Genomic DNA, 21,102 nt, shown 5'->3' on the forward strand with positions numbered 1-21,102 from the left:
CACCATGACAATAAAATTAAATTTTTGCACTACGGTTTGTAATTTATCGCCCTCTCTTCAGTAAAAATCCAGCCAGAATGAAATAGCGGTTCAATTTTGTGAAGCTGCTCACTCGGCGATGCTATAAAAAACGACTACGCTTTGTTCCGCAGCCACCCCGGGTGATAAGAAACATTGAATAACAACACGTTAAATAAATCTCGTGTCTGACGGGAGGACATCGTGCAACCTGAAAATATTACCCTGACGAATCCATTACAGCAGCGAAGCGACCTTGCGAAATGGGTCCACGAAGTACTTGATGCGGTTACACCTTTTTTTAAAAAGGATGCCAGCCGCGTCGATCTGGCGAATTTTACGACGCACTACGGCCAGTCGATCGCCAGCATGGAAGCCTTTTCACGTTTGCTGTGGGGCGTCACGCCGTTACTGGCGGGTGGACAGGAACCTGCGCAATTTTCATTTTACATTCAGGCGATTAAAAACGGCACGAATCCCGCCCATGCCGATTACTGGGGGGAGCCTGGAGATTACGACCAGCGCGTGGTGGAAATGGCGGTTTATGGACTGCTGCTGGCGCTGGCGCATAACACACTGCTTCCGCATTTTAGCGAACAGGAAAAAACGCAGCTCTGGCAGTGGCTGAAGCAGAGCGAAACCGCCGCTATTCCTGATAATAACTGGCACTTTTTCCCCATTCTGGTGCAGGTCGGTTTTCAACAATGCGGCATGCCGGTCAACAGAGATGCCATTGAGCGCCATTTCGCCGCGATGGAACATTACTGGCTCGGCGATGGCTGGTACAGCGATGGGCCGGGACGCCCGCGCGATTATTACATTTCGATGGGGTTTCATTTCTACGGATTACTTTACGCCACGCTGATGGCGGACGTGGATCCTGAACGCTGCGCGACATTGCGCCAGCGGGCGGCCGTCTTCGCCAGTGATTTCATCCACTTCTTTGCTGACGATGGCGCCGCCATTGCATTTGGTCGCAGCCTCACCTACCGCTTCGCGCAGGCCGCGTTCTGGAGCGCGGCAGCCTGGGCTGAGCTTGATATCTTTTCACCGGGCGTCCTCAAAGGGATTGTTCTGCGCCATCTGCGCTGGTGGCTGAAACAACAGCCGTATGATCGTGATGGCGTCCTCAGCGTCGGTTACAGCTATCCGAACCTGATAATGGCGGAAGATTACAACGCGCCAGGCTCGCCCTACTGGGGGCTGAAAACCGCGCTGGTACTGGCGCTGGGTGAAAACAGCGCATTCTGGCAGGCCGAAGAACTACCGCTGCCAGAACGCGGTACACCACACGCCATCCCGCACGCTGCGCAGATCCTCGTGCATCAACATCACCATTTATGGATGCTGACCTCCGGCCAGCTGGAACTAAATAATTTCGTCAACACCGAGGCGAAATACTGCAAGTTCGCCTACTCCGCCCGCTTTGGTTTTACTGTTGAGCGCGGGCGATTCGGGTTAGCGCATGCCTCGCCGGATTCGATGCTGCTGTTAAGCGAGCACGACAACTACTGGCGCGGTCGCCGCGAATGTCAGGAGGTGGTGGTGAGTGATAACCAGATTTACAGCCGCTGGCTGCCCTGGCACGACGTGACTGTCGATAGTTGGCTGGTAGCGTCCGGCGACTGGCAGATTCGTCTCCATCAGATTAACACCGCCCGCAGCCTCGACAGCGCGGAAGGCGGGTTCAGCCTGCGCAGTCGTCCCCTGCCGGAACAGCACTGTACCGCCGGGCAAAGCCGGTTGACGGGGGACACAGACACAACCGCCATTTTTTGCCTTACCCCCCGGCCGCGCCAGGGCGAGATGGTTCTGACGCCGCCCAACAGCAACCTGCTGTTTGCGGATCGCGCTGCTGTTCCACTGCTGCGAGGCGCATTACCGGCAGGAAAACACCTGCTGATCAGCGCCGTGTGGGCCGGTGATCGCGCCGATTTTAGCCGCGCGTCGCTACCGCAGGTATCCATCAATGACCGGATTGTCAGCATCTGCACTGCCGCAGGCGACACGGCGGTCACATTAACCGAACTGCCGTGATGTTGAGGATGAAAGCATGAACACGACCACCACACGCCGTGCACAGCTCAAAATGAGCACGTTTATCTTTCTCTTTTTCTTTACCTGGTCTTCGAGTTTCGGGCTTTATGCGCTGTGGCTCAGCCAGAAAGTGGGGCTGGACAGTATTACCATCGGCAGCGTCTTCGCCATCAACGGCGTTTTCGCGGTGATCCTCAAGCCCATCTACGGCTACATCATGGACAAAATCGGCATGAGCAAATGGCTGCTCTATTTTGTCTGCGCGGTGTCAGCGCTGATGGCGCCGTTTTTTGTCTTCGTCTACCAGCCACTGTTGCTCAGCCACACCACCATCGGCATCGTCACTGGCGCGCTCTATCTGAGTCTGGGCTGGTATGCCGGAGTCGCGGCGTCTGAGTCCTACGCCGATCGTTTCAGCCGCTTGTACAACCTGGAGTTTGGCCGCATTCGCATGTGGGGCTCGCTGGGATGGGCGATGGCGGCGTCGGTGTCCGGCATCCTGTTTAACTTCACGCCGATGGCGAACTTTCTCCTCAGTAGCGGCACCTCGGTTCTGATGCTGCTGGTGCTGATCAGCCTGAAAATCGGCGACGCACAGTTGCACAGCAACAACGTGATTTCCGACAGCAAGATCGTCTTTAAAGACGTCATTCTGCTACTGCAAAACCGCAAGTTCTGGATGTTCAGCCTCTATGTGGCGGGCGTCGCATGGATGATGTTTATTGCCGAGCAGCAGTTCCCGCGCTACTTCGTGTCGTTTTTCACCACCAAAGAGCAGGGCAACGCCTGGTATGGTTATCTGAGCACCGTCCAGTCGGGCACGGAATTTATCATGATGATGTTTATCCCGTGGCTAGTGAATCAGTACGGCGCCAAAAAAGGCTTACTGTTCTGCGGGATGGTCGTTGGCGCACGGCTGATCGCCTCCGGCCTGACGACCGATCCTGTCGTGATTTCAATCATCAAACCGCTGTATGGCGTGGAGATCTCGCTGCTGCTGATCTCAGTCTTCAAATACATCGCCGAGCATTTTCACAAAAAAGTGAATGCCACCATGTATCTGCTGGGCTATCAGGCGATGATTTACGTGGGCTCGATCGTCGTCGCGCCGCCCGCCGGTTATCTGTATGACCGTATCGGCTTCGAGCATACCTATCTGCTGATGGGCAGTTGCGCCCTGCTGTTCACGCTGATTTCCGCTTTCACCCTGTCACGCTGCCACTCGGCGCGTGACACTGCCGCCCCGTTTACGCCTGTGCTGGATACCGTTCCCGCAGAGCCGTCGAAACATTAATTCAGGAGAGATTATGACCCGTTCTGTCGTTACCGAGCCGCTGCGCCCCGTTGAACTGCACGCTGTCGATCGCCTCGCGTTAAAAGCGCGTCTGGAGACCGCGTTGCAACGTGCCCTGCGCCAGCTTGATAAGAACATCGTGGCCTTTGGCGACCGCTTCCCGGGTGAAGCCTGCGAAAATGGCGTCTGGCCGCGCACGGAAAATGTCGAGTGGACCACCAGCTTCTGGCCCGGACAGCTGTGGCTGGCCTGGGAGTTGAGTGGTGAGGAGAAATACCGTCAGGCGGCGGAGCGCTATCTGCCCTCTTTCGTGGAGCGCATTGAAAAACGCATTGATACCGCGACGCACGATCTCGGCTTTCTCTATTCGCTCTCCTGCGTCAGCGCCTGGCGACTGACCGGCAACGAAACCGCCCGCCGCGCCGCACTACAGGCCGCCGATACGCTGATGGAACGCTTTAATCCGGTTGCCCGGATCATTCAGGCGTGGGGAGATTTAACCGATCCTGAGCAACAGGGGCGGATGATCATCGACTGCAATATGAACCTGCCGCTGCTGTACTGGGCCAGTGAGCAGACCGGCGACCCACGCTATGCCGACGCCGCGACAGCGCATGTGAATCAGGCGGCGAATTATATCGTACGCCCGGATGCCTCCACCTGGCACACGTACTACATGGACGTGACCACCGGCGAGCCACGCTTTGGCAATACCCACCAGGGTTACAGCGATACCTCCTGTTGGTCACGCGGTCAGGCGTGGGGCATTTACGGTTTCCTGCTGAGCTACCTGCACACCGGTGATAAACAAATGGTCGAACTTTCCCGCAGCCTGGCGCATTATTTCCTCAACCGTCTGCCGGACGATGACGTCTGTCACTGGGATCTGGCGTTACTCGGCACCGATGCCGTGCGCGACAGCTCAGCGGCGGCTATCGCGGCCTGCGGTTTGCTGGAACTGGTCAACACACTGCCGGTGCTGGATACGCATCGCGCCCATTATGAAGAGATGGCGCTGCGCATTATCGCCTCGTTGACCGAACACTATCTCAGCCGCGACGATGAACCGTGCGAAGGGCTGCTTAAACATTCGGTGTATCACATGGCGAGCGGCAAAGGTGTCGATGAGTGTTGTAGCTGGGGAGATTATTTCTATCTGGAGGCGCTGATCCGCGTCCGCCAGGTCTGGTCACTTTACTGGTAAGGAACAACATGAAAACCGTCGCTGTTTTGCTGGCGCCAGGCTTCGAAGAAGGCGAAGCCATCGTCACCATTGATATCCTGCGTCGCCTGAATATTCAGGTTGAGACGCTCTCCTGCGGGGACACCCGCGACGTCATCAGCTATCACACCATTCCGGTGATGGCGGATAACACGCTACAGGTCTGTTTTGACAAAACCTACGACGCGGTGGTGCTGCCTGGCGGTCCGCAGGGCAGCGTGTTTTTAGGCAACAGCGACAACGTGGTGGCCTTTGTTCGCCGTCACGATGATCTCGGTAAGCTGATTTGCCCGATCTGCTCGGCGGCAGCGCGGGTGCTGGCAAAGAACGGCTTGCTGAAGGGGCGTCGCTATACCTGTTCCGGGGATTTATGGCAACAGGTCACCGATGGCGTCTATGTCGATGCCGATGTGGTGGAGGATGGTAATCTGCTGAGCGGCAGAGGTCTGGGGCGGGTGTTTGATTTTGCGCTGACACTGGCCGCGCGGCTGGAAGGTGATGAGATGCCCGCACGCGAACACGCCGGGCATATTTATTACCCGTGGATTATTTAAACTTCGCCTGCTGATACAGGGTGTCCCACATGCCGAGCACCAGCGCCTGATCGCGCGGTGACAGTTCGCCTGCATGAATCGCGTTCTCAAGGCTGTGGGTCACTTTCTGATAAACAGCTTCCGGGGAGTGATCATCTCCGGCTTCCAGCTCTGCCACCGCCAGCGTCAGGTGGCCACGCAGATAGCCACTGGCGAACAGTTCGTCATCGCTGGCGTGCTCAACCATGTCATCAATCAGCGCCAGGATACGGGTTTCAAATTCTGCGATCATCTTCTTTCCTCAGTTTAAATCTTCCGGCCACGGGAAGTGTTCCGCCGTCATTTCCGGCGTCTGGTAATAATTCTGTAAAGCCCTGATGAAACGCGCCGGACGCGCCGGGATCCCCTCCGCGAGGTAAGTCATCACCTGCGCATGTACCCGCCGCTGAAACACGATGCGATCAGGTTCAACGTCGCCTTCCAGGTTGTCGCAACTGACGTTAAACGGGAAGCCCGCCGCCACGCAAAACAACCAGTCAAACGCCTGCGGTTTCACCTCAACATCTTCAAACTGGCTTTGGGTGGCGGCATCACGCCCGTCCGGGCAGTACCAGTAGCCAAAGTCCACCAGTTTGCGCCGCGCTTCACCCGCGATGCACCAGTGCGAAATCTCATGCAGCGCGCTGGCATAAAAGCCGTGGGCGAAGACGATCCGGTTGTACGGTGCGTCGTCATCAGCAGGAAGATAGATCGGTTCGTCGTCGCCTTTAATCAGACGGGTATTAAAATCATCGGCGAAACAGCGGTCAAAAATGTCGATCAGCTGTTGATAATGATGTTGCTGTTCCATTAGTTGATCCCCAGCCACTGAAGGATTTCGGCCCCGTGGCTGTCATAAAGAAGTTTGGCACTCATCACGGCGGATACCACCACGATCATCGGGCGAATCAGCGACTGCCCTTTACTCAGTACCAGCCGCGAGCCCATGCGCGCCCCCAGAAACTGCCCGGCCATCATCACAAAACCGGTGGCCCAGATGACTTTGCCGCCCAGCATAAACAGCAGCAGCCCGCCGATGTTTGATGTGGCGTTCAGCACTTTGGCATGCGCGGTTGATTTGGCGAGGTTGAACCCGGCCAGCGTCACAAACGCCAGGGCATAAAAAGACCCTGCCGCAGGGCCGAAAAAACCGTCGTAGAAACCGACACAGCCGCCCGCGACCAGCGCAAACGGCAGACCGTGCAGCCGACGCTGCCGGTCATTTTCGCCGAGCTTAGGCATCAGCAGAAAATAGAGACCGATGCCAATCACCAGCAACGGCAGGATTTGCCGCAGTATCTCTGATTGTACGTGCTGCACCAGCAGCGCACCAGTGGTTGAGCCGATGAACGTCATCAGGATATTGAGCTTTTGATCCGCAAGATTCACCACTTTACGGCGAACAAAGTAGAACGACGCGGAGATGGAGCCGCCGCAGGCCTGCAGCTTGTTGGTCGCCAGCGCCTGCGCCGGTGACATTCCTGCCGCCATCAGCGCCGGGATGGTCAACAGACCGCCGCCGCCCGCCAGTGAATCAATAAACCCTGCCACCAGTGCAATAAAAAAAAGCGTCACCAGCACGAGCGGTGACACCATAAATATCTCTACGAAATTTTCCATTTAGAGTACGTGTTCGTCCAGTAATGCCTGACAGGAAGGCGGCAGCGGAGGCGGCGTCTTCTTCACAGGTTTGGTTGATCCCGGTTTTGGTGGTTCAAACCAGCTTTGCAGTTCCGCACCACAGCCGTCTCCCGGCGGTGGCGGTGCCTGATCTACACACTCGAGACTGTTCGCCGGGCAGCGCAACCGCACATGCATATGCGCGCGATGCTGGAACCACGGGCGAACTTTGCGCAGCCAGTCACGATCGGTACCGGCATCGAGGCAGAGTTGCTGTTTAATCGCCGCATTGACGAAAATCCTCGTGACGTCGTTATCTTTCGCCGCCAGCTTGATCATGCTACTGATTTCCGGTTTCCACAGTGACGGCACCACATGCCTGCCATCTGCGGCGACCAGATCCAGCGCCTGCGGTCTCATCAATTGTGATGCGGTCCAGCGTGTTTTCGGCAACTGCAGGAAGATATCGACGTCGAGGCCACTCTGATGGCTGGCGTGCCCGCCGTTAAAGCGCCCGCCCGCTGGCATGCCCATATCACCGACCAGCACCGTGCCGAGCCCCAGGTTATATACCTGATTGCTGAGACGCTGAATGAAGAGAACCAGATCGGGATGACCGAAGTAGCGCAACTGCGCGGTGCGCATCACCTGATAGTTATCCGACTGCAACGGCAGCGCCTCGGCGCCAACGATGCAGCCATTGGAGAACGCGCCAATCGACTGCGCACTGCCGCCGATCGGCTGGGTGATTTTCTGCCATGGCGTTGCCGCCAGAGCGGTCGTGGTTGCCAGCAATGCCAGCAGCGCTACAACGATGTTTTTCATGTTTACCAGCGAGGAATCGAGGTCGTCACGTCCGCGTTTTGCGCACGCTGACGCATAAAGTGATCCATCAACACAATCGCCAGCATAGCTTCGGCGATTGGCACCGCACGGATCCCGACACAGGGATCGTGACGCCCTTTGGTGATCATTTCCACTTCATCACCCTGGCGATTTATCGTCCGCCCCGGCACGGTAATGCTGGAGGTGGGTTTCAGCGCGATATTCGCCACAATCTGCTGACCGCTGCTGATACCGCCAAGAATACCGCCTGCATGGTTGCTCTGGAATCCGGCTTTGGTGATCTCGTCGCGGTTTTCGCTACCGCGCAGATTCACCACACCAAACCCGTCGCCGATTTCAACGCCTTTCACCGCGTTAATGCTCATCATCGCATGAGCGATGTCCGCATCCAGGCGATCGAACACCGGCTCACCGAGTCCTGGCGGTACGCCGTCGGCAACCACGGTCACTTTCGCGCCGATGGAATCGCCCTCTTTTTTCAGCCCACGCATCAGTTCATCGAGGGCCTCGAGTTTATCCGGGTCCGGGCAGAAAAACGGGTTCTGCTCAACCTGCGACCAGTCTTTGATCGCCAGCGGAATGTCGCCCATCTGCGTCAGGCAACCGCGAATAACAATGCCGAATTTTTCGGCGAGAAACTTTTTGGCGATAGCGCCAGCCGCCACGCGCATGGCCGTTTCACGGGCGGAAGAACGCCCGCCGCCGCGATAGTCGCGCAGACCGTATTTCTGTTCATAGGTGTAATCAGCGTGCCCCGGGCGGAACAGATCCTTGATGGCGCCGTAATCCTGCGAGCGCTGATCGGTGTTTTCAATCAGCAGACCAATGCTGGTGCCGGTGGTGACCCCTTCAAACACGCCGGAGAGAATTTTGACCTGGTCCGGCTCGCGACGCTGCGTGGTGTAGCGGGACGTGCCAGGGCGACGGCGGTCGAGATCGTGTTGCAGGTCGGCCTCGGTCAGCGGAATGCCTGGCGGCACGCCGTCCACAATACAACCGAGGGCCAGACCGTGCGACTCACCGAACGTGGTCACACGGAAGAGTTGTCCAATTGTGTTTCCTGCCATTACGGCTCCGAATTATCGTTATTAATCTTTATAGAGACTGAAGTGTTCGCGCGCAGCCACCAACTGTGCTTTGGTCAGCATAAAGACGCCGTCACCGCCATTTTCAAACTCAAGCCAGGTGAACGGGACGTCCGGGTACTGCGCTATCAGATGTACCATGCTGTTCCCGACTTCACAAATCAGAATGCCATCGTCGCTGAGATAATCCGGCGCATTGCCGAGGATCCGGCGGGTCAGTTTCAGCCCGTCAGTGCCGGACGCCAGCCCCAGTTCCGGTTCATGGCGATATTCGCCCGGCAGATCAGCCATGTCTTCCGCATCGACATACGGCGGGTTAGTCACGATAAGATCGTACTGCGTTCTTGGCAGGTCGCGGAAAAGATCGGAACGAATCGGCGTGACGTGGTGAATCAGACCATGATCGTCAATGTTCTGCTCAGCCACCTGCAGCGCGTCCGTGGAGATATCAACGGCGTCCACTTCCGCTTCCGGGAAAGCATACGCGCAGGCAATCGCGATGCAGCCGCTACCGGTGCACATATCAAGAATATGCTGTGGCTGATGTTGGATCAGGCCGCTGAAATGGTTGTTAATCAGTTCGCCAATCGGTGAACGCGGCACCAGCACGCGCTCATCGACATAAAATTCATGACCGCAGAACCAGGCTTTATTGGTGAGATAGGCCACCGGAATGCGCTCGTTGACGCGGCGGATCACCCGCTCAACAATGCGGTGTTTCTCGCTGGAAGTCAGGCGCGCGGTATGCATGTCTTCCGGGATATCCAGCGGCAGATAGAGCGACGGCAGCACCAGCTGGACGGCTTCATCCCACGGGTTATCGGTGCCGTGACCGTACCAGATATTGGCGGCACTAAAGCGGCTGACGGACCAGCGCAGCATGTCCTGAATGGTTTGCAGCTCATTCACTGCTTCATCAACAAAAATTTTATCCACGCTTTCCTCCAGGGCACGCATCGCGTTATTTTCGGCGGCTAGTTTGCCACGAAGACGCCGAGAAATCAGCACTCTTGCTTATCTCAAACCAGGAAAAAACACGTTTTTCCTGCCCGATGCGCAACGAGTCGGGTAAACTACCTGAAAGAAAAGATGAGAGTCACTAATGAAAAAGAAACCCTCGCTCAGCGTGGAGGACAAGACGCTGTTCCGGCAACTGATGGTCGGGACGCAGCAGATTAAACAGGACACCATCGTTCATCGCCCGCAGCGTAAGAAAATCAACGACGTGCCAGTGAAGCGCTTATTGCAGGAACAGGCAGACGCAACCCACTATTTTTCGGATGAGTTTCAGCCGCTGCTGAACACCGAAGGCGCAGTGAAATATGTGCGTGACGACGTCAGCCATTTTGAGCTGAAAAAACTGCGGCGCGGAGATTACTCGCCAGAACTGTTTCTTGATTTGCACGGATTAACACAGTTGCAGGCGAAGCAGGAGTTAGGGGCGCTGATCGCCGCCTGCCGTCGGGAACATGTTTATTGCGCCTGCGTGATGCACGGCCACGGGAAACATATCCTTAAACAGCAAACCCCGCTGTGGCTGGCGCAGCATCCGCATGTAATGGCTTTTCATCAGGCGCCAAAAGAGTACGGCGGCGACGCCGCGCTGCTGGTGCTGATTGAAGTCGAAGAGTGGCAACCGCCGGAATTACCCTGAAACAAAAAGCGGGAAGCACAAGGCTTACCCGCTTTTTCGCTTTGCAGAAATCGCTGTTAAATAGCTTTCGCCATTCGCAGATTACAAGGGCTCATCTGCCAGTTAAATACCCCGCGCCCGTCGGCTTCGAGGGTCACATTTGCAATTGCTGATGTCGTAAACATCGGCGGTGTTTCACCCGGGCACAGTTCTGCCACCAGGTAGCCCACTAACGGTAAGTGGGAAACCACCAGCGCAGACGCTACGCCTTCGTTAGCCAGCGTTTGTAAGTACGCGCTGACCAGTCCAACATCACCGCAGGGTGTCAGTTCTGGCAGAACATCGACCTCTTTGGGGAGATTCAGGCACTCCCTGACAATATCCAGCGTTTGTTCAGCACGCAGAAACGGACTGACCAGTACACGCTCTACATCCACTTTTTGGCCTTTCAGCCAGGTTGCCATCAGACGGGATTCATCACAACCGCATACCGTAAGTGGGCGAACCGAGTCACTGGCTGCTTCGAGAGCAGCGTCGCCGTGACGCATAATGAAAACTTGCATATTGCACCGCTTTTGTTAAACAGAAGCACCAGGCATACCCCACGTCATGACATCGTCATGTCAGAGGGTAACCCGATGGCCGGGCATTGTGCCTTATCCATCCAACGAATGAAACGTTGTGTTTTACCTTAATGGCGTAAGTATAGTCAATCTCTGTTTACATTTTCGCCAGGGGTGTACGCTACCGTCGACGGATTACCCTTTTTTAGACCTCAACTTAGCGCGTCAGTTTCCTTAGCGGGCCAAAAGGTCTGCCCTTGCTCTGCCATACGCAACAGAGGTTCACAGGGCGTAAACCGCGGGCCATACTGCGCCGCAAGCCGTTGCAGAATCGCAACCACTTCACCCGCCCCCAGCGAATCCATATAACGGAACGGGCCACCCAGGAAGGGCGGAAAACCGATACCAAACACCGCACCGATGTCACCATCACGCGCGCTGCGCACCACGCCTTCATCGAAGCAGCGAGCCGCTTCATTCAGCATCATCATCACGCAACGTTCCGCCGCCTGCTGCGGTGAAATGGCGCTCTGCGGAGCCGATACGCCGACTAACGAGTAGATAGCCGGATCAGGCTGTTTTTTGCTTTTACGCCCTTTTGCGGCGTAAAGATAGAAACCCCGACTATTTTTTCTGCCTTTGCGATCGTCATTCAAAATTGCACTTATGATGTTTGCAGGCGGGCTAAAACGTTCTCCATAGGCCGCCTCCAGTACAGGGATAATTTTAGTGCCGGTATCGATTCCCACCTCATCCAAAAGTTGGATCGGGCCGACCGGGAAGCCATACTTCACCAGCGCTTTATCAATGGCATCAATGCGTTGCCCTTCCGTCAGCAGGCGCATCGCTTCGTTAATGTACGGCGCAAGAATGCGGTTCACGTAAAAACCGGCTTTATCGGCAACGACGATCGGCGTTTTGCCCTGTTTTTTTGCCAGTTGCACGGTAGTGGCAATGGTGCGCGCCGACGTTCCGGCATGGGGGATCACCTCCACCAGCGGCATTTTTTCTACCGGGCTGAAAAAATGCAGACCGATCACCTGTTCCGGCCGCTGCGCCCCGGCAGCGATATCGCCAATCGGCAGCGATGACGTATTAGACGCAAACACCGTATGCGGCGCGCAATGCTGTTCGACTTCCGCCACCATCTGCTGTTTCAGCGCCAGATCCTCAAACACCGCCTCAATAACCACGTCACGCTGCGAAAAACCGCGATAGTCCGTCGTACCGCTAATCAGCGCCAGCTGGCTGTCGCGCTCAGTGGCTTTGATATGGCGGCGGCGCACCTTTTTATCAAGCAAGTCCCAGCTGTACTTCAGTGCGTGATTGATTCCCTTCGCATTAATGTCTTTGATGCGAACAGGCAACTTTCCTTTACAGGCGGTGACGAAAGCAATGCCGCCACCCATCAGACCGCCGCCCAGCACGCCCACGGTGCGCAACGGCCCTGCGTCTGCGCTGGCGCCGGGATCTTTTTTCAGTTCGGTACTGGCAAAGAAAATACTGCGCAGCGCCCGGGATTGCGGCGTCATTGCCAGCTCGCCAAATGCGTGTGCTTCCGCTTCATAACCGCTACGGCTCCCCTGCGCTAACCCGGTTTCGATCACCTGTAAAATGCGTTCTGTTGCCGGGTAGTTGCCCTGCGTTTTTTGTGCGGTTTTCTTACCGACGATGCGGAACAGCACCGCGCGGCCCAACGGCCCGGCGAGAACACGTTCTCGCACCGGCAAATGGCGATGGCCCGGCTTGCCCTTTTTCACCTGTTCAACAGCGGCGTCCAGCAGAATGGCGCGCGGAACGACATCATCCACCAGCCCGGCTTTTAACGCCTGACGCGGACGCAGCTGTTTGCCGGTGAGGATCATCTCCAGCGCGGTGCTGACACCCACCAGACGCGGTAAACGCTGCGTGCCGCCAGAACCCGGCAACAAACCGAGCTGCACTTCCGGCAACCCCAGCACCGTTTTGCTGTCATCGGTACAAATGCGTGAGTGACAGGCCAGCGCCAGCTCCAGCCCACCGCCAAGACAGGCACCGTGGATCGCCGCCACGACCGGGAACGGCAGCGCATGGATTTCGGCCATCATCTGCTGGCCCTGTACCGACAGCCCTTCGGCCTCTTTCGCCGTTTTGCAGTTGCCGATCATGTTGATATCGGCTCCGGCGATAAAGTTGTCTTCTTTGGCGGAGATAAACACCACGCCGAGCAGATCTTTGTTTTCGCGCAGCTGACGCAGGATCTCACGCACCTGGCCGCCGAACTCCGCTTTCAGGGTGTTCATCTTTTCGCCTGGCACATCGATGGTGATCACCGCCACGTTGTCCGGGCGAATTTCAAGCGTAAATGCAGACGTCGTTGTCATTATTCAGCCTCCAGAACCATTGCTGAACCCAGACCACCCGCGGCACACGCGGTAACCAGCCCCAGTCCGCCGCCGCGTCGACGCAGTTCATGCAGCGTCTGCGTGATCATGCGCGCGCCTGTCGCGGCGAACGGATGTCCGTAGGCGATTGACCCGCCCAGCACGTTAAATTTGCTGTCGTCGACCTCGCCGGTCGCCTGGGAACGCCCCAGCACCTCGCGGGCAAAACGATCGCTGCCGAGCAGTTGCAGGTTGGCCAGCGTCTGTGCGGCGAACGCTTCGTGCATATCAAACAGGGTCAGGTCGTTTAAGGTGATCCCGGCGCGCTCCAGCGCCAGCGGCGTCGCCCATGCCGGGCCAAGCAGCATGTCCTGCTTCACGTCGATGGCGGTAAACGCATAGCTGCGCAGATAACCCAGCGGGGTCAGGCCCAGTTCTTTCGCGCGGGATTCGGTCATCAGGATCACCGCCGCCGCACCATCGGTCAGCGGTGTGCTGTTAGCCGCCGTCACCGTGCCGTGTTTGCGGTCAAACGCCGGGCGCAATTTCGCGTAATCCGCCAGCGTGGAATTGTTACGGACGTTGTTGTCCCGCTCGATGGGATCGCGAAACGGCGGCGCGTAAGCGGTCATCACTTCGTCGGCCAGTTTGCCGTCCGCCCATGCCTGTGCCGCATACTGATGCGAGCGGTGTGCCAGTGCATCCTGCTGCTCACGCGTGATGCCATAGGTTTTTGCCATTTGCTCGGCGGTATCGCCCATCCGCAGCCCTGTGGAATATTCAGCTACCGCAGGCGGCACTGGCAGCAGATCGCGCAAACGCAGACGAGAGAAGAGTTTCAGCCGCTGACCCAGCGTGCGGGCTTTATTCGCATCCACCAGCGTCCGCGCCAGTTTTTTGCTGACGCCAATCGGCAATACGGAAGAGGAGTCGGCGCCACCGGCGATCCCGGCGCGGATAGTGCCCGCCATCAGGCTCTCGGCGACATTGGCCACCGCCTGAAAGCTGGTCGCGCAGGCGCGGCTGACGCTGTAAGCATCGGTATGCACGCTCATGCCGGTTCCCAGTACGATTTCACGGGCAATGTTGGGCGCTTCCGGCATCTGAACCACCTGGCCAAACACCAGTTGTTCAATCACTTCCGGTGGAATTTCGCTGCGAGCCAGCATCTCCCCCACGACCATTTTTCCCAGATCGATCGCCGGGACGCCATGAAAGACGGTGGCCTGACGCGCAAAAGGGGTACGCAACCCGCTGACAATGGCAATGCGATCGCCCTGGCGGGTGATTAGCGGTAATGCCTGACTCATAACACTCCCCTGTTAACCGATAAAACGCTAGTGGTCTGACCTGATAACATACTTAACTAATTTTTTACATTTAGCCAATCAGGGAAGCGAAAAAATGGGAGCTAAAACACATAGGGAAAAAGTTGGGTGAGAAAATGAAAACGCCCCTGTCGTGCAGAGGCGTTCGGGCGGGATTAACGCAGACCGAGCTGGAAAATCAGCGTTTCAGCTTCGCAGCAGAATACAAAATCGATATCCAGTTGCACACCACCGTTCACTTCCGTGAAGGTCGGGGTGATCTTACAGGGTTCAGATTCCACGCCGCGCGCTTTCGCGCTCAGCTGCGCCAGCGTCTCTTCTGCTTCTGCGCGATTGGCGAAAACACGACTGTACGATGCGGTGCAATCGGTGTTGTCCATAATGGTGCCAACATCCATACAGCAGCAAACAGGGGTTTCATCAGCACTGCATTTACTCATTGTAGATTTCCTCTGCATTTGCACCCAGGGTGCCAGATAAACAATGCTGATATTTTACGCCCCGAAAAGTGTGCTCTCCAGTTGATTATGTGCTGAATGCGTATTTGTGAGTTAAATCACAATTAAAAATGATCTAAAACAAAAACCACCCTCATTTGTGTAACAAGATTCCCCGGTTTTTGCCACCGGGATCGCGTTTTTGAGATCACAATTGAAAAATCTCATAAACAAAGTTGCAACATTTCATCTGGTCAGACCTATACTCTGCGCACTGGTCTGATTTCTCTGAATCACTCCAGACCCTACACTTCGCGCTTCTGTTACGGCATGTAACAAATTTTGAATAAAAAAACTCATTGAGGTTATGGTCATGAGCCAGAAAACCCGGTTTACCAAGTCTGCTCTCGCAGTCGCAGTGGCACTAGTTTCAACACACGCCTGGTCTGCAGGTTTCCAGCTAAACGAGTTCTCGACATCTGGCCTTGGCCGCGCCTATTCAGGCGAAGGCGCCATTGCGGATGACGCAGGTAACGTCAGCCGCAACCCGGCACTGATTACCATGTTCGATCGCCCGACATTCTCCGCGGGTGCTATCTATATTGATCCGGATGTGAATATTACCGGTAAATCATTGACGCCAGGTGGCAACACCAATGCGGACAATATCGCGCCGACCGCCTGGGTTCCTAACATTCACTTTGTGGCGCCAATTAACGATCAGTTTGGTTGGGGCGCGTCTGTAACCTCTAACTACGGTCTGTCCACCGAGTTCAACAATAACTACGCGGCGGGTGAATACGGCGGTAAAACCGATCTGGAAACCATCAACCTGAACCTGAGCGGCGCGTATCGGCTGAACAATAACTGGAGCTTCGGCCTCGGTTTCAACGCCGTGTATGCGGATGCGAAAATCGAACGCTACGCGGGCGAGCAGACGGCTGGCGCAGGTCTGGCGGCGCCGGGCACCCAGATTGCCAAACTGAAAGGGGACGAGTGGGGCTTTGGCTGGAACGCCGGTATCCTGTATGAGCTGGACAAAAACAACCGCTATGCGTTGACCTACCGCTCTGAAGTGAAAATCGATTTCGACGGCGACTATAAGAGCAACATCAACTCCCTGGCAAACGGTCTTCCGGGTGCAGGCACCGCCTTCCCGTGGGGCACTTCCGGCTCGACCATTCCGGGTTCTCTGAGCCTGCATCTGCCGGAAATGTGGGAAATCTCTGGTTACAATCGCGTGGCGCCGCAGTGGGCTGTTCACTACAGCGTGGCGTACACCAGCTGGAGCCAGTTCCAGGAGCTGAAAGCGACCGGTTCTCAGGGTCAGACGCTGTTCTATAAAGACGAAGGCTTTAAAGACTCTTACCGCATCGCGCTGGGTACCACCTATTACTACGATGATAACTGGACATTCCGTACCGGTATCGCGTTCGATGACAGCCCGGTTCCGGCGAACAACCGTTCTATCTCCATCCCGGATCAGGACCGTCTGTGGCTGAGCGCCGGGGCAACCTATGCGTTCAACGAAGATGCCTCTGTTGATGTGGGCGCGTCCTACATGCACGGCCAGCACGTGACCATCGAGGAAGGCCCATACACCTTCCGTTCTGAAGGTAAAGCCTGGCTGTTCGGTACCAACTTCAACTACCGCTTCTGATAAGAAGTGCTGTAATGCCAGCCAGCTAAGGATCGTTTGAACGCTCCAGTCGCTGTGTAAGAATCCGTAATCTCTCCATGGATTACGGATTTTTTTATGCTACTCAGCCCGGCTCTCAATACCGTACATAAGTTGCCTATGGCCTGTCAGATGGAAGTGACCAGTCTGGGTGAGCTGATTCATAGTCATGGTTTTTCTCCGCCAGTGTGAATTACGTCTTCGTATCGTCTGGCGATTTCGAATTAGATATTGTAAATTCACCTGAAAAACCATATTTATGTAGTGGGCATTTTGTCCGTATACTTCAAAGACCATTGGTGTCAGGTCGCTTCTTCATACAACCAGGAGCTGCCTTCAGTCTACAGCACATTTAAAAAGGAGTTTATTGTGAGCTTTAATATTTTTTTAAGTTTAACTGGAGATCAGCAGGGTCTGATATCAGCTGGATGTAACTCTTTGGATTCAATTGGTAATAAATACCAGAAGAATCATTTTGACGAAATACTGGTACTGTCTTTAAATCATAGCATATCCCGGGAGGAGAACTGTAATCATCACCCGATAGAATTTATAAAACCTATAGATAAATCCTCCCCACTAATAGGGGTTGCTGTGTCCAACAATGAAAAACTTACCGCTGTTTTTGAAATCCACTGGCTGAATCAGGCCGGAATGATGGAGGTTTTTTATAAAGTCAAATTGACAAATGCCACCATCACCAATGTAAGCTCAACTTACCCGCATGTAATTAATAGCTCAGAGATAATGCCATATGAACAAATATCTCTTAAATATGAATCAATCTCATGGGAGCACAAGGTAGCAGGAACATCCGGTTACAGTTTGTGGGCCGATCGGGTTTTCTAATGTTTTTATTGTTTACATTAAATTGCCTGAATGCAGGCAATTTAATGTAGTTTAAACCGTTTCTCCAGCGCGCCTGTTATAATATTACTTAGATAAAACGCAAGCATACCGCCCAAAATTGTAAGTGGGAAGAGATAATCTTTTGTAAAAGAACCAACAACCACGATAATTATCACAAGAAAAATTAAAAATAATAGCAAATTAATCATTTGCAACGAGAGTATCCCAAATATCTTAAACATAATCATCACCTTTTGTTAATAATTTCTGCTAAAGCAATCATCAATTCATCAGCATTGGTACTGTCTTTTGAAGTGGATACATTAATTAATGGATCAATTTTATCCGCTATAATAAAATAAAGCATTTCAATTTCCTGAGAGTACAGGATATCATAAATAATCCTGTTTTCCCGTCTCAATTTTCTCGCTGCTATGGCTGCCTTCTCAAAATAGCTATATATCTGAAACGCTGTCAGCATTCGTGCAACAGTTTTTCTCATAAGGAGAACGACTTCAGGCGATCTTGCTATTCTGATTGATACTATAGTAATGATGAGTTCAATTATTGCAATTTTCACCGCTGCTTTTATCGCCTGGCTTGCTATGGTATCAGTTAGTTTATTTGCAAACTCATGATATCTTTCAGTGAAATCCTTTTTAACCCTTGCAGGCATTTTTGCAAACAAGAATTTCACGATGGTGACGGTCATATCATAAATGACATCATGCTTAGTTAGTAAGGAGTAAATAGCGAACATCATCCGCTTATCTTCGGCTCGAACCATATTACCATATGCTAACAGGAGATCCCTATGTTTCAGTCCTATAGAGGCATCTATCCCAAGGGGGGATGAATTCAACATTACCAGAGTGCGCAGCGTACCAGTTTCAATATCTCTTACTCCATCCCGCAAAGCACCGCCTGTTTTTTGTATAAATGCGTCAAAGTACTTCGCTAATACATAATTTGATGATTGGATAATTTCAGCGGGTAATTTAGTATCTTCCATATACTTATATCCCTTATAATTCACATATTTTATGCCATTGAAAAACGGTCTTATAATCAATAGGCTATTCAAAGTAATCTGAATCAGTTCATGTGACTACCTTTCCTGGTATTCTGATGTACAATCCAGAATCATTTATTATATCGGCAATAGCTGTTTCCATCCACTAATTGTGTTTTAGCGCTTATGGGATCTCATAAATCGCATGCGAGAACCGACTATAAATAACTCATACAGTCCGGAGTGGTAATTACTTAAGAACACCATTACATGACGGCGCAACTGAGTCTGCGACCTGCAATATCACAGAGGAAAATCCCGAAGATAATAAATGAGATACTGACAATGGCGGAGAGTTTTGCCCTGTCGACACACAGGGTGCGATACTATTCGCGCGCAATAAAAAAGAAGCCGTAACGCTACGCATTACGGCTTCCTTCAGGGTTTAACTGACAAGCATCAGCGTCACCAGCTCACCCTTTTTCTTTGCCGATTCGATTACTCGGAATCGATCTCTTTCAGTTCGTCCTGAATCGCCTGCGCGTTCGGGTTCTCTTCCGGCTTCAACTGACCACCACTGGCGATAAAATCGTGACGCTGAAAATACGCTTCACGCACGGTGATGTAAGGATCGGAAGACTGACGCAGCAGGCCGTCGGAATCCAGCAACTGTGCGCGCGTTTCGATACCTTCCACCGCCCATTTACCGATAGACATCGGCCAGGTCAGCCACGACAGCACCGGATACAGGCCATCCGCCATGTCGCCGCCCTCATCACGCAGCGTAAAGCTGCCATAGAACGGAAGCTGCATATACGGCCCATAGCCCACGCCATAATGACCGAGCGTACTGCCGAAACGGTGCGGTTCCACGCGCTGGAGTTTTTCGTTAGCCATGCCAGCGACATCCATCAGGCCGCCCATCCCCAGCAGGGTGTTAAGGAAGAAGCGCGTAAAATGCACCATCCCCTGATACGGATCGCCTTTCAAGAAGTAGTTGACCATGATGGCCGGTTCTTCGAGGTTGCTGGTGAAATTGCTCACACCGTTGCGCGCTGGCTGCGGGATGTAATCACGCCACACCACCGCCACAGGGCGCACAACATACGGGTCCAGTACGTTAAAGTTGAAGCTGTACATGGTGCGGTTGAACCCTTCAAACGGATCTGAACGACCCTGCTGTTGCTCACCGGAACTGGCGCAACCCACCAGTAATGTCGCACCCAGCGCCAGCGCTGACAGGCGAAATTTCATAGAGGTCTCCCTGATTAGTATGGCTCGTGCTGATTGCCGTCCATGACGGAACCGTTTGAAATTCCGTCTTATGTTAGCCGCAAATTGTAACAGCGCACGGCATGAAGTCTATATCCGAAAAGGCAGACATCAGCGTTCAGCATAGCGTGGAGCGAGTCATCTCAGCTCTGAGGTGATTTTATACATATTTTGACATACCCGTATCGCTATTCTTGCCATCCGGGCAAATTAAGAATTACGCCCTCCCGCCCCGTTCGAAAAAACCACTACGCTTACAACTGGCCCATCCTGCGGAGTATTACCGATATGCCTCAACCCAAAGACGACAAAATCGATAAGCACACCGACGATCTGAAAGTGGAAAGCGACGAGAAATTACAGGGAAAAGAGATAGAACTTGATGAGGAGCGGTTGCCGTCGCGCGCGATGGCGATTCATGAGCATATTCGTCAGGATGGGGAAAAAGAGCTGGAACGCGACGCGATGGCGCTGCTGTGGTCGGCCATCGCCGCCGGGCTGTCAATGGGCGCGTCGCTGCTGGCGAAGGGGATTTTTCATGTCCATCTGGCAGACCTGCCTGGCGGCTTTCTGCTGGAGAACCTCGGTTATACCTTCGGCTTTATTATTGTCATCATGGCCAGACAGCAGTTGTTTACCGAAAACACAGTGACCGCGGTACTGCCGGTGATGCATAACCCGACGGCCGGTAACGTCGGTCTGCTGATGCGCCTGTGGAGCGTGGTGCTGCTCGGTAATATTATCGGCACCGCCATCGCCGCGTGGGCATTTGAATATATGCCAATATTTAATGAGGAGACCCGCGACGCGTTTGTCGGCATCGGTATGAAGGTGATGGAAAACACCCCCGGCGAGATGTTCGCCAATGCCATTATTTCCGGCTGGATCATCGCCACCATGGTGTGGATGTTTCCCGCTGCCGGTGCCGCGAAAATCGTGGTGATCATCCTCATGACGTGGCTTATCGCGCTGGCAGACACCACGCATATTGTGGTCGGTGCGGTTGAGATTTTTTACCTGATCTTTAACGGCACGATCTCCTGGTACGATTTTATCTGGCCGTTCGCCCTGCCGACGCTGGCGGGCAATATTTGCGGCGGCACCTTTATCTTCGCCCTGCTCAGCCACGCGCAGATCCGTAACGATATGAGCACGAAACAAAAAGAGGAAACGCGTCTGCGACAGCAGGCGAAAGAAGAAGAAAAGTAAGGCGGTGGCGAGAGTTTGAGCATTCAGCCGCGCAGCCACTTAACGCCCCGGTTGAAAAACGCTA

At 54.2% G+C, this 21,102-nt stretch carries 20 protein-coding genes; 8 read left to right on the forward strand and 12 right to left on the reverse strand.

Translation table 11 applies throughout. The annotated features are described in order from the left end of the window. Nucleotides 1-222 precede the first annotated feature (222 nt). The 4 genes from AOY23_RS10370 to AOY23_RS10385 are packed head-to-tail and all read left to right on the forward strand — an operon-like array spanning nucleotide 223 to nucleotide 5,125. A complete protein-coding gene (locus AOY23_RS10370) occupies nucleotides 223-2,055 on the forward strand; it encodes a DUF2264 domain-containing protein (RefSeq protein WP_054179323.1) in 1,833 nt (610 codons plus the stop codon). Nucleotides 2,056-2,071: 16 nt separating this feature from the next. Then, nucleotides 2,072-3,349, forward strand: coding sequence for an oligosaccharide MFS transporter (locus AOY23_RS10375; protein WP_054179324.1), 1,278 nt, complete (start codon nucleotides 2,072-2,074; stop codon nucleotides 3,347-3,349). 13 nt (nucleotides 3,350-3,362) lie between these two features. Then, nucleotides 3,363-4,553 (forward strand): glycoside hydrolase family 88 protein, encoded by a 1,191-nt coding sequence (locus AOY23_RS10380; RefSeq protein WP_054179325.1) that lies wholly within the window; start codon nucleotides 3,363-3,365, stop codon nucleotides 4,551-4,553. Between the two features lie 8 nt (nucleotides 4,554-4,561). Continuing rightward, entirely contained in the window at nucleotides 4,562-5,125 is a 564-nt protein-coding gene (locus AOY23_RS10385) for a DJ-1 family glyoxalase III (RefSeq protein WP_054179326.1), read from the forward strand. Here the strand turns inward: AOY23_RS10385 and AOY23_RS10390 are convergent. Genes AOY23_RS10390 through prmB form a run of 6 tightly spaced genes read right to left on the reverse strand, consistent with a single transcriptional unit; the run spans nucleotide 5,118 to nucleotide 9,630 of the window. Continuing rightward, nucleotides 5,118-5,396: a YfcL family protein gene (locus AOY23_RS10390; RefSeq protein WP_054179327.1), complete on the reverse strand. Its 279-nt coding sequence runs from the start codon at nucleotides 5,394-5,396 to the stop codon at nucleotides 5,118-5,120. The two genes, AOY23_RS10385 and AOY23_RS10390, sit on opposite strands and share 8 nt — an antisense overlap. Nucleotides 5,397-5,405: 9 nt before the next feature. After that, a complete protein-coding gene (locus tag AOY23_RS10395; protein WP_054179328.1) occupies nucleotides 5,406-5,954 on the reverse strand; it encodes an elongation factor P hydroxylase in 549 nt (182 codons plus the stop codon). Further along, nucleotides 5,954-6,763: a sulfite exporter TauE/SafE family protein gene (locus AOY23_RS10400; RefSeq protein WP_054179329.1), complete on the reverse strand. Its 810-nt coding sequence runs from the start codon at nucleotides 6,761-6,763 to the stop codon at nucleotides 5,954-5,956. Before AOY23_RS10400 ends, AOY23_RS10395 begins: the two co-directional genes overlap by 1 nt. Next, a complete protein-coding gene (gene mepA, locus AOY23_RS10405; protein WP_054179330.1) occupies nucleotides 6,764-7,588 on the reverse strand; it encodes a penicillin-insensitive murein endopeptidase in 825 nt (274 codons plus the stop codon). Nucleotides 7,589-7,590: 2 nt separating this feature from the next. After that, the gene (gene aroC / locus AOY23_RS10410) at nucleotides 7,591-8,676 is read right to left on the reverse strand and encodes a chorismate synthase (protein ID WP_054179331.1); all 1,086 of its coding nucleotides are present in this window, start codon (nucleotides 8,674-8,676) and stop codon (nucleotides 7,591-7,593) included. A 21-nt stretch (nucleotides 8,677-8,697) separates the two neighbouring features. Further along, the gene (prmB, locus tag AOY23_RS10415) at nucleotides 8,698-9,630 is read right to left on the reverse strand and encodes a 50S ribosomal protein L3 N(5)-glutamine methyltransferase (RefSeq protein ID WP_054179363.1); all 933 of its coding nucleotides are present in this window, start codon (nucleotides 9,628-9,630) and stop codon (nucleotides 8,698-8,700) included. A gap of 166 nt (nucleotides 9,631-9,796) precedes the next feature. Here prmB and smrB point away from each other — a divergent pair, with 166 nt between their 5' ends. After that, nucleotides 9,797-10,348 (forward strand): endonuclease SmrB, encoded by a 552-nt coding sequence (gene smrB / locus AOY23_RS10420; protein ID WP_054179332.1) that lies wholly within the window; start codon nucleotides 9,797-9,799, stop codon nucleotides 10,346-10,348. 56 nt (nucleotides 10,349-10,404) lie between these two features. Here smrB and sixA read toward each other — a convergent pair whose 3' ends face one another. The 4 genes from sixA to AOY23_RS10440 all read right to left on the reverse strand — a co-directional run bounded on the left by sixA (nucleotide 10,405) and on the right by AOY23_RS10440 (nucleotide 15,021). Then, a complete protein-coding gene (gene sixA, locus AOY23_RS10425; protein ID WP_038156747.1) occupies nucleotides 10,405-10,890 on the reverse strand; it encodes a phosphohistidine phosphatase SixA in 486 nt (161 codons plus the stop codon). Nucleotides 10,891-11,102: 212 nt separating this feature from the next. Then, entirely contained in the window at nucleotides 11,103-13,253 is a 2,151-nt protein-coding gene (gene fadJ / locus AOY23_RS10430; protein ID WP_054179333.1) for a fatty acid oxidation complex subunit alpha FadJ, read from the reverse strand. Continuing rightward, nucleotides 13,253-14,563, reverse strand: coding sequence for an acetyl-CoA C-acyltransferase FadI (gene fadI, locus AOY23_RS10435; protein ID WP_054179334.1), 1,311 nt, complete (start codon nucleotides 14,561-14,563; stop codon nucleotides 13,253-13,255). Before fadI ends, fadJ begins: the two co-directional genes overlap by 1 nt. 173 nt (nucleotides 14,564-14,736) lie before the next feature. Further along, the gene (locus AOY23_RS10440; RefSeq protein WP_054179335.1) at nucleotides 14,737-15,021 is read right to left on the reverse strand and encodes a YfcZ/YiiS family protein; all 285 of its coding nucleotides are present in this window, start codon (nucleotides 15,019-15,021) and stop codon (nucleotides 14,737-14,739) included. A gap of 370 nt (nucleotides 15,022-15,391) precedes the next feature. On the opposite strand from AOY23_RS10440, the gene fadL reads away from it, so the two are divergent. Both fadL and AOY23_RS10450 read left to right on the forward strand, forming a co-directional pair. Further along, nucleotides 15,392-16,678, forward strand: coding sequence for a long-chain fatty acid transporter FadL (gene fadL, locus AOY23_RS10445; protein WP_054179336.1), 1,287 nt, complete (start codon nucleotides 15,392-15,394; stop codon nucleotides 16,676-16,678). Nucleotides 16,679-17,065: 387 nt separating this feature from the next. Continuing rightward, on the forward strand, nucleotides 17,066-17,545 hold the full coding sequence (locus AOY23_RS10450; protein WP_054179337.1) for an Hcp family type VI secretion system effector: 480 nt from the start codon (nucleotides 17,066-17,068) through the stop codon (nucleotides 17,543-17,545). Nucleotides 17,546-17,792: 247 nt separating this feature from the next. Here AOY23_RS10450 and AOY23_RS10460 read toward each other — a convergent pair whose 3' ends face one another. Next, on the reverse strand, nucleotides 17,793-18,557 hold the full coding sequence (locus AOY23_RS10460) for a hypothetical protein (RefSeq protein WP_054181229.1): 765 nt from the start codon (nucleotides 18,555-18,557) through the stop codon (nucleotides 17,793-17,795). 498 nt (nucleotides 18,558-19,055) lie between these two features. Then, nucleotides 19,056-19,811 carry a phospholipid-binding lipoprotein MlaA gene (gene mlaA / locus AOY23_RS10465; RefSeq protein ID WP_054179340.1) on the reverse strand — a complete coding sequence of 252 codons (756 nt, stop codon included), beginning with the start codon at nucleotides 19,809-19,811 and terminating at the stop codon, nucleotides 19,056-19,058. Between the two features lie 306 nt (nucleotides 19,812-20,117). On the opposite strand from mlaA, the gene AOY23_RS10470 reads away from it, so the two are divergent. Beyond that, nucleotides 20,118-21,038, forward strand: a complete 921-nt coding sequence (locus tag AOY23_RS10470; protein WP_054179341.1) for a formate/nitrite transporter family protein — start codon at nucleotides 20,118-20,120, stop codon at nucleotides 21,036-21,038. Nucleotides 21,039-21,102 lie beyond the last annotated feature (64 nt).

It is taken from the genome of Trabulsiella odontotermitis (genome assembly GCF_001297775.1).
Classification (GTDB): Bacteria; Pseudomonadota; Gammaproteobacteria; order Enterobacterales; family Enterobacteriaceae; genus Trabulsiella; species Trabulsiella odontotermitis.

Coding starts and splice junctions, on each gene's coding strand:
- AOY23_RS10375 (WP_054179324.1), top strand. CDS start 2,072: ATGAACACGACCACCACACGCCGTGCACAGCTCAAAATGAGCACGTTT.
- AOY23_RS10380 (WP_054179325.1), top strand. CDS start 3,363: ATGACCCGTTCTGTCGTTACCGAGCCGCTGCGCCCCGTTGAACTGCAC.
- AOY23_RS10385 (WP_054179326.1), top strand. CDS start 4,562: ATGAAAACCGTCGCTGTTTTGCTGGCGCCAGGCTTCGAAGAAGGCGAA.
- AOY23_RS10390 (WP_054179327.1), bottom strand. CDS start 5,396: ATGATCGCAGAATTTGAAACCCGTATCCTGGCGCTGATTGATGACATG.
- AOY23_RS10395 (WP_054179328.1), bottom strand. CDS start 5,954: ATGGAACAGCAACATCATTATCAACAGCTGATCGACATTTTTGACCGC.
- AOY23_RS10400 (WP_054179329.1), bottom strand. CDS start 6,763: ATGGAAAATTTCGTAGAGATATTTATGGTGTCACCGCTCGTGCTGGTG.
- mepA (WP_054179330.1), bottom strand. CDS start 7,588: ATGAAAAACATCGTTGTAGCGCTGCTGGCATTGCTGGCAACCACGACC.
- aroC (WP_054179331.1), bottom strand. CDS start 8,676: ATGGCAGGAAACACAATTGGACAACTCTTCCGTGTGACCACGTTCGGT.
- smrB (WP_054179332.1), top strand. CDS start 9,797: ATGAAAAAGAAACCCTCGCTCAGCGTGGAGGACAAGACGCTGTTCCGG.
- sixA (WP_038156747.1), bottom strand. CDS start 10,890: ATGCAAGTTTTCATTATGCGTCACGGCGACGCTGCTCTCGAAGCAGCC.
- fadJ (WP_054179333.1), bottom strand. CDS start 13,253: ATGACAACGACGTCTGCATTTACGCTTGAAATTCGCCCGGACAACGTG.
- fadI (WP_054179334.1), bottom strand. CDS start 14,563: ATGAGTCAGGCATTACCGCTAATCACCCGCCAGGGCGATCGCATTGCC.
- AOY23_RS10440 (WP_054179335.1), bottom strand. CDS start 15,021: ATGAGTAAATGCAGTGCTGATGAAACCCCTGTTTGCTGCTGTATGGAT.
- fadL (WP_054179336.1), top strand. CDS start 15,392: ATGAGCCAGAAAACCCGGTTTACCAAGTCTGCTCTCGCAGTCGCAGTG.
- AOY23_RS10460 (WP_054181229.1), bottom strand. CDS start 18,557: ATGGAAGATACTAAATTACCCGCTGAAATTATCCAATCATCAAATTAT.
- mlaA (WP_054179340.1), bottom strand. CDS start 19,811: ATGAAATTTCGCCTGTCAGCGCTGGCGCTGGGTGCGACATTACTGGTG.
- AOY23_RS10470 (WP_054179341.1), top strand. CDS start 20,118: ATGCCTCAACCCAAAGACGACAAAATCGATAAGCACACCGACGATCTG.